Source organism: Acinetobacter sp. Ver3, assembly GCF_000632455.1.
Taxonomy (GTDB): Bacteria; Pseudomonadota; Gammaproteobacteria; order Pseudomonadales; family Moraxellaceae; genus Acinetobacter.
Map to the genome: position 1 here is coordinate 1 of NZ_JFYL01000095.1, position 8448 is coordinate 8448.

An 8448-nucleotide genomic window follows, 5' to 3' on the forward strand; every position below is an offset into this window, starting at 1 on the left:
TATATGCTGTAATACATTAGTCACCCACAGCATTTGATCATCCATCTTTTCGAAGGGAACTAGAACATTTAATTTATCATAGAATATTGGTGAAGCATTTTGTTCACACATAATGACTGATGAATTTTTTAATTCTTGTAGTTTCAATGTCCGTTCTGAAGGATGAAGATTGTCTGCAGCCACCAAATAAATTTGTTCTGTAAGAATATGGATATCTTCATAATCTGAATGATCCATTTTGTATCGAGTAAAACATATATCAAGTTCAGCATTTCTAAGTTTTTGTATTTGCTCAGTACAGGTCAAACTGTGTAAATGAATTTTAAGATTAGGAATATTCTTTCTTAACTGCGCCAGAATGCTAGGCATCAATTTCAGTTCAGCCACATTCAAAAATCCAATGTGAATTTGATTATTCTTTTGCTGAGCGACCTGTCTAGCTGCAGCTACAGCTTGCTTGGCATTGTCCAGAGTCAAAGCTGCATATTTTAAAAATGCTTCCCCTTCATCAGTCAGTTTGACTTTACGAGTGGTCCGATCAAATAAAGTAACACCGACTTCGTGTTCAAGATCTTTAATTTGCTGACTGAGTGATGGTTGTGCGGTATAGAGCTTTTCGGCAGCTTTAGTAAAGCTTTGCTCTTGAGCAACAGTCATAAAATACCGTAAATGTCGTAATTCCATATCTCAATCAGCCCATCGTACATAAGTGCACTTTCATTACTTTGAATTTTATATAGATCGATAGTTTATATGAATACGACTATAGATCACTGCACTTTTTTTCTAGACTACCTGAATTCAACAACTCTCCCCATGTATTCAATTCATTTAGGAAAAAGCATGTCTCAACATTTTGACACTGATGTTCTTATCATTGGTACTGGTCCTGCTGGTTCAACTCTGGGGCTTGCCCTTGCCAATTATGGCGTCAAAGTTCAATTGTTTACCCAGTTTAATTGGTTAGCCAACAGTCCTCGTGCACATATTACTAATCAACGTGCCATGGAAGTCCTCCGTGATTTAGGTATTGAAGAACAGGTGAAGAAAATCGCAACACCTTGGGAACATATGGGTGAAAGCCTGATCACAACCAGTTTAGTCGGTGAGGAAATTGCTCGTATCAGTGCTTGGGGCACAGGCGATGAACGTCATGGCGATTATATCAAAGGGAGTCCATGCCCTTTAGTGGATCTTATCCAACCTAAAATGGAAGCGCTGCTCGTTAAAAATGCGGCAGAGCGTGGCGCTATTTTTAACTTCAATACTGAATATTTATCTCACGTACAAGATGAACACGGCGTGACTGCGAAATTCCTCAATCATATTACCAATACCCAATTTAGTTTACGTGCAAAATACTTGGTGGGAATGGACGGTGCGCGCTCAAAAGTTGTTGAACAATTGGAATTACCACTTGAAGGCGTTATGGCGCGGGCTGGTACAGTGTATGTGACCTTTAAGGCGGACTTATCTAAATACGTTCAGCACCGCCCTGCGATTTTGCAATGGATTGTCAATCCTGAAGCAAGTTTTGGTGATTTAGGTATGGGACTATTGCGTGCCATCACCCCATGGAACGAGTGGATTATGGGTTGGGGCTTCGATATTTCTAAAGGCGAGCCTCAAGTAACTGAAGAACAAGTTCGCGCACGTTTAGATGCCTTCGTGGGTGAGCATGTTGAAGATGTTGAAATTCAAAAATTGTCTTATTGGTACGTGAACCAAACATGGGCAACTGAATATTCGAAAGGTCGTGTATTCTGTGGTGGTGATGCAGTGCATCGTCATCCACCATCAAGTGGTCTAGGCTCGAATACCTGTATGCAGGATGCCTTTAACCTCGGTTGGAAACTTGCATATGCAGTTAAAGGTTGGTCTCAACCTACGCTTCTCGATTCTTATACCGTTGAACGTGCGCCTGTAGGTAAGCAAATTGTTGCACGTGCCAACCAATCACGATTTGATTATAAACACCTCAAAGAAGTTTTTGGTTTTGAGCAAGGTGTAACAACCCAAAAGCAAATGCTGGAGCGTATTTTTGCTGAAAATGAACAAGGCGCTGAAATACGTACAAAACTCTACAATGCATTAGCAATTAAAAATTTTGAATTTAATGCTCAAGGTGTTGAACTGAATCAGCGTTATAACTCAAACGCTGTCATCTCTGAATCAGAACCTGAAGTCTTTAAACAAGATGAACAACTTTACCTTCAAGCCACTACACGCCCAGGAGCAAAAGTACCGCATACTTGGCTCATCAATGCTAAAGGTCAAAAAGTTTCAACTTTAGATATTACGGGCAAAGGTCGCTTTACCTTACTCACTGGCCTGTCAGGCAAAGGCTGGAAAAAGGCTGCCGAACAGCTTAATCTTGGGTATTTAGACGTCATTCAAATCGGTTCAAGAGATTATCGTAATGTCTATGGTACATGGAATGCGAAGTCTGAAATTCATGAGTCTGGTGCTGTTTTAGTACGTCCAGATGGCTATGTTGCTTGGCGTTATCAAGACAGTACCAATGAATCTTTTGATTTTGAAAATACTCTGAGAGCAGTACTGAAACAGATTCAACTTACTGTTTAAATAATAAAAGCCACCATAAGGTGGCTTTTTTCACGCTGTTAAGAAATAACCTGCAATTAAAAATAGGATTTGAAGACTGGCCACAAAAGCGAATAGCTTCCAGCCTTTTTGCCTCAACTCGTGTTTGTTCAGTATCATCATTGTTTTGGTCATATCGTCACCTCATACCTGAGTTAAAAACGAACCGCATTAAATTCTTACTTATTATGGTTAGCTATATGTCCAATAAACACACTTGTCCTAACCTCTATATAAAAGCAAAAACCAAACCAAGTCCAGTGGGAGAAAGATTTTGAAACCAAATCTATAAAAACAAAAACCACCAAAATGGTGGCTGAATAAGCTCATGTTAGCGAATCTAAATTTATTTTTCCATAAGGTAAATTTAAGATACTATTTAACAATGTTTTTTATTAATAAATTTATTCATTATTTTTCTTTTAAGCTCCACGTTGCAAATAAAAAAACTGACATTGATCCAGCCAAATTAACTGCGAGTTCAGCATGTCTCGGTGCAGGTTTAAAATTGGTTTTACCTTGCCCATGTGCATCGCTCACTTTATTTCGTAATGAACCTAAGCCTTCAATAATTGAACTACAGCCTCCAAGAATCTGTTTAAAAGTCTGTTCTGTATGTTGTGATGGAGCTAGGTTTAATTCTTTGCTGACTAATCTGTATAATTGGTTAATATCAGGAGAATTGCCATAATCAATTTGCTGTTCATCAAGAATATGCTTACAGGTTGATTCTAGAAGTGTTCTGGCTAAAGTAATCGCGCCTTCTGGATCAGCATATCTTCTCTCTATCGCTTTTCGCCATGTCAAATGAATATGATCTGATCCTAGCTTCTCTAGCGAACTTAATACTAGATCATCAATTGAGCCAAGATTCGCATCTTCTAAAATCTCAAATATTCGACTGAACTCCTCATAAATATATTCTTTACATTCGATGAAACTATTACAGGTATTTTTTAAAAAATCATCTGCTTGTTCTAACGATCTTGATTGTTTTATCAGTTTAGGAATATATGGTTTATATTGTTTATTTTTAAAAGTTCAGCTCTTAATTTGACATATTCTGCATTTTTCTCTGATCCAATTTCATTTAGAACTCTAGCAATAAGTAATTGCTGTAATATCTCTATTTTTTTCATCAAATCAGTCATATAAGTATAAAAAATCTACCTTTATTACCTCTAAGTATATTTCACTGAATTGCAAAAATACTAATTTTATTAAGCCTTAAAATAAAAAAGCCACCCAAAGGTGGCTTTTTCAATCCATGGTCAATTAACCAATAAATTTACGAGCATTACGGAACATACGTAACCAAGCACCATCTTGATCCCAGTCTTCAGGTTTCCAAGAATGCTGAATCGCACGGAAGTTACGCTCTGGATGAGGCATCATAATCGTTGCACGACCATCAGTTGAAGTCACACCTGTAATTGCTTCAGGTGAGCCGTTCGGGTTCAATGGGTAATGTTGAGTTGGATTACCTTGGCTATCAACATAACGTAAAGTCACTTGATTACCCGCATTCAATGCAGCAATAGAGCTGTCCGCTGCAACAACGCGACCTTCACCATGCGCCACAGCGATTGGTAAAATCGAACCTTCCATACCTTCTAAAAGTACAGATTTAGATTTTTCAACACGAACGTTTACAGCTCGCGCTTCAAACATTTCTGATACGTTACGGTGGAAACGTGGCCAGTTTTCAGCACCTGGAATGAGTGGAGCCAATTGAGACAACATTTGGCAACCGTTACAGATACCGAGTGAGAATGTTTCTTGACGGTTAAAGAATTTCTCAAATTGATCACGAAGTTTAGGATTGAACAATACTGACTTCGCCCAACCACCACCAGCGCCTAAAACGTCACCGTAAGAGAAACCACCACATGCCACCAAACCTTCAAATTCATCAAGGCTTACACGACCAGCGAGTAGGTCGCTCATATGGACATCAATCGTATTGAAACCGACTTTATCGAATGCAGCTGCCATCTCCACATGACCGTTTACACCCTGCTCACGCAAGATTGCCATATTCGGACGACGTGTATTGATATACGGTGCTTCAATTTCTTCATTCAAATCGAATGTCGCTTTTGCAATCAGACCTTTATGATCTTTATTCGCAATTAGACTATATTCTTGATCTGCAGTTTCCACGTTGTCACGTAAACGTTGGATCTGATGTGACACTTCAGTCCACGCTTGTTGCAGTTCAACACGATCTAGCGTTAAACCATTGATCGTTAGCGTATCAGTAATATTCACTGTACCAATGACACTGATCGCATCTTTTAAGCTTGATGCTGAAACTTCAGCCTGTAGCGCATCCCAATCGGCTTTAGCAATTTGTAGTACTGCACCAATTTCTTCAGCAAATAAGCTTGCTACAGACTGATCTTCTAAAGCCACACCTAAGCGTGAAGCGAACATCATCTCTGCAACAGTTGCGATTAAACCACCATCACCGATGTCATGGTAAGCCTTGATTAAGCCACGGTTGTTCCAATCTTGCACCAATGCAAAGAATGCTTTGAAGTCATCGAAGCTATCTACGTCAGGCGTTACAGAACCAATTGCTTTATACACTTGCGCAAGGATCGAACCACCTAGACGGAATTGACCTTTAGACAAATCAATACGTACAAGTACTGAATCTAAGTTTTTCAATTCTGGTGTTAATGTCTTACGCACATCAGTCACTGGTGCAAATGCTGTGATCACACCTGACATTGGAGAAGTTACAGACTTATCTTCACCTTCGTCATTCCAAGTAGTACGCATCGATAAAGAATCTTTACCTACAGGAATTGCGATGCCAAGCGCAGGACACATTTCCATACCGATGGCTTTTACACCTTCAAATAATGCTTGGTCTTCGCCTACTTGACCTGCTGCAGCCATCCAGTTCGCAGACAATTTAATGTCGCTGATTTTCTCGATTTTTGCAGACATGATGTTCGTGATTGACTCAGCCACTGCTAAACGCGCAGATGCCGCAGGATTTAACAATGCTACAGGTGGACGTTCACCCATTGCCATTGCTTCGCCTGTGTAGCCCACTAAACTTGTTGTTGTTACCGCAGCATCCGCTACAGGCACTTGCCATGGACCAACCATTTGGTCACGTGCAACCATACCTGTAATTGAACGGTCACCAATGGTAATTAAGAATGATTTAGACGCAACTGTTGGGTTCTTAATCACACGGTAAATCGCATCTTTAAGATCAGTCACTTTAGCCGCATTAAAGTCATCACCGTGACGTTCGATACAGTCATACGCGCGGCTCATACGTGGCGTACCACCTAAGATCACTTGCATTGGTACATCAACTGGGTTATTACCAAACAATGGATCTTCAACCGTTAAATGACGCGCTTCAGTCGCTTCACCTAATACGGCAAACGGACAACGTTCACGCGCACAGATTGATTCAAATAATTCTAATGAAGATGGGCGGATCGCCAATACATAACGCTCTTGTGCTTCATTTGACCAAATTTCCATTGGCGCCATACCTGGCTCCAATGATGGTACTTTACGAAGATCAAGTTTTGCACCTAATTCGTGGTCATTTACCAGTTCAGGCATGGCATTTGAAATACCACCAGCACCTACGTCATGTACAGACACGATTGGGTTGTGGTCTTCCATACGCCAGCAAGTATCAATGACTTCTTGGCAACGGCGTTCCATTTCTGGGTTTTCACGTTGTACAGAAGCAAAGTCTAAGCTCTCGCCCATTGTACCGCTATCTACAGAAGAAGCAGCACCACCACCAAGACCGATGAGCATTGCAGGACCACCCAGCACGATCAATAAATCGCCCGGTTGGATCGCATCTTTTTCAACGTGGTCAGGACGGATGTTACCGTAACCACCAGCAATCATAATTGGCTTATGGAAACCTTTTACATCACCATTTACATTTTGCTCGAATGTACGGAAGTAACCATTTAACGCAGGACGACCAAATTCGTTGTTAAACGCAGCGCCACCCAATGGACCTTCAATCATAATTTGAAGTGGAGATGCCATACGAGATGGTTTACCGTAGTTTTCTTCCCATGGCTGTTCAAAGCCCGGAATGTTTAGGTTAGACGTTGTAAAACCTGTTAAGCCTGCTTTTGGCTTACCACCACGACCTGTTGCACCTTCATCACGGATTTCACCGCCCGAACCTGTTGCCGCACCTGCAAATGGTGCAATCGCTGTAGGATGGTTGTGGGTTTCCACTTTCATTAGGATGTGGGCAGCTTGGCTCTTGTATTTATAAACATAATGACCGTTTTCATCTTTTTTCGGATAAAAACGTTGCGTATCAAAACCAACAATCACTGAAGCATTGTCTTTATATGCTGACAATACATCTGTAGGTGATTCTTTATAGGTATTTTTAATCATTTGGAACAATGACAATGGTTGAACTTCACCATCGATTGTCCATTCTGAACCAAAGATTTTATGACGACAATGCTCAGAGTTCGCTTGTGCAAACATCATGAGTTCAATGTCATGCGGATTGCGACCTAACTTGATAAATGCATCAGTTAAGTAATCAATTTCTTCATCCGATAAAGCAAAACCAAATTCAGAGTTTGCTTTTACGAGCGCTTCTTTACCTTGACCTAGAATATCAATCGAGTTCAGCGGTTTTGGCTCAGTTTCAGTGAATAAAGCAGCAGCATCGTCAATTTGATTGAAAACACTTTCTGTCATTCGGTCATGCAGGATTTGCTTAATTTCATTTGAAACGTCTTTTACACCCTTCAAAGTAAACAAAACACCGCGTTCAAGACGATGAACCGGTGTGTTGCAGTTCGCAAAAATATCGGTCGCTTTTGAAGACCACGGCGAAATTGTGCCTACGCGTGGAGTGACTAAGATTTGAATCTCATCTGTGGCTGCTTGGCGTAATTCAAATGACGCACCATCATTTAGAAGCTGTAAAGCGGATTGCTGTTGTTGCTCGTTGAGCGCTTGGTCGAATAAATAAACCCATTGACTTTCTATTGATTGAACCGAACTAATTGACTGTAAACGAGTTAATAGTTGCGTTTGCTTAAAAGAAGAGTGTGCTGGTGCACCGGCCACGATAAACATGCTGATTTTGGCTCCACGGGATGGTCTTTTGAACCATGCCACAATGTGACTTGAAGAGAGCGCATATTCTACTGTGTATTGCAAAATTCAGCTAGATAGCAAAACTGCTTTAAGACATATTTTCGATCGAGTTTACGAATAAATCTTTTTTATTCAGTAAAAAAAATTGAATTGCACCCTATGATGCAATTCAAATGAGATACACCTAAATAATTCTTCAGTCATCTCAACTATTGAGTGTTGGTGACTTTTAACAGATGTTGAATCGCCTCTAGAGCCATAATCATGGATTTTGGATCAACTAAATCCTTGCTATCACAAGCTTGGTGATAACATGGTGCAAAATCTAAAATTATTTCGCCATCGTTTGCACCTGGACGTTCTTGTTCATTAAATAAAATGATCGATGTGACCGGCACTTTTCCTAGAAATGGTGCTGTGTCGCTTGCTGTTAAAGTGGTGATGTCTTCTTTTATTGTTAAGTTCTTTGCTTTAAAGAATGATTTTAAATGTTCTTCAAGCGTAGTATCCTCTGGATGACTAGGTAAAGACTTTAAGCCATCAATCATTGGTTTATAGTCAGATTCAGATAATCCAGCAGACTTAAACTGGGCTTCTAAATCTTTTAATGAAGATTTATCTACATCAGCAACCAAAATATTCGGATTTTTTGTACCGACCATATCAACATTGATATAAGCCTTTATTCCCTTCAGCTGTTCAGGTGTCATTTTA

General features: G+C 40.1%; 6 protein-coding genes. 1 reads left to right on the top strand and 5 read right to left on the bottom strand.

Annotated features, from left to right (window positions below):
- Positions 1-684 (bottom strand): LysR family transcriptional regulator (locus CL42_RS14920; protein WP_035270362.1); only part of this gene is annotated, 684 nt, incomplete at its 3' end.
- A gap of 159 nt (positions 685-843) precedes the next feature.
- Here CL42_RS14920 and CL42_RS14925 point away from each other — a divergent pair.
- Complete coding sequence (locus tag CL42_RS14925) at positions 844-2586, top strand: FAD-dependent monooxygenase (RefSeq protein WP_035270355.1); 1743 nt, start codon at positions 844-846, stop codon at positions 2584-2586.
- Between the two features lie 30 nt (positions 2587-2616).
- Here the strand turns inward: CL42_RS14925 and CL42_RS17675 are convergent, their stop codons facing one another.
- From CL42_RS17675 to CL42_RS14940, 4 genes are all read right to left on the bottom strand, one after another.
- Positions 2617-2739, bottom strand: a complete 123-nt coding sequence (locus CL42_RS17675; RefSeq protein WP_257219859.1) for a KGW motif small protein — start codon at positions 2737-2739, stop codon at positions 2617-2619.
- Between the two features lie 276 nt (positions 2740-3015).
- The gene (locus tag CL42_RS17595) at positions 3016-3411 is read right to left on the bottom strand and encodes an abortive infection family protein (RefSeq protein ID WP_228133296.1); all 396 of its coding nucleotides are present in this window, start codon (positions 3409-3411) and stop codon (positions 3016-3018) included.
- A 468-nt stretch (positions 3412-3879) separates the two neighbouring features.
- A complete protein-coding gene (gene purL, locus CL42_RS14935) occupies positions 3880-7713 on the bottom strand; it encodes a phosphoribosylformylglycinamidine synthase (RefSeq protein WP_035270359.1) in 3834 nt (1277 codons plus the stop codon).
- Between the two features lie 230 nt (positions 7714-7943).
- Positions 7944-8448 (bottom strand): M28 family peptidase (locus tag CL42_RS14940; RefSeq protein ID WP_035270364.1); only part of this gene is annotated, 505 nt, incomplete at its 5' end.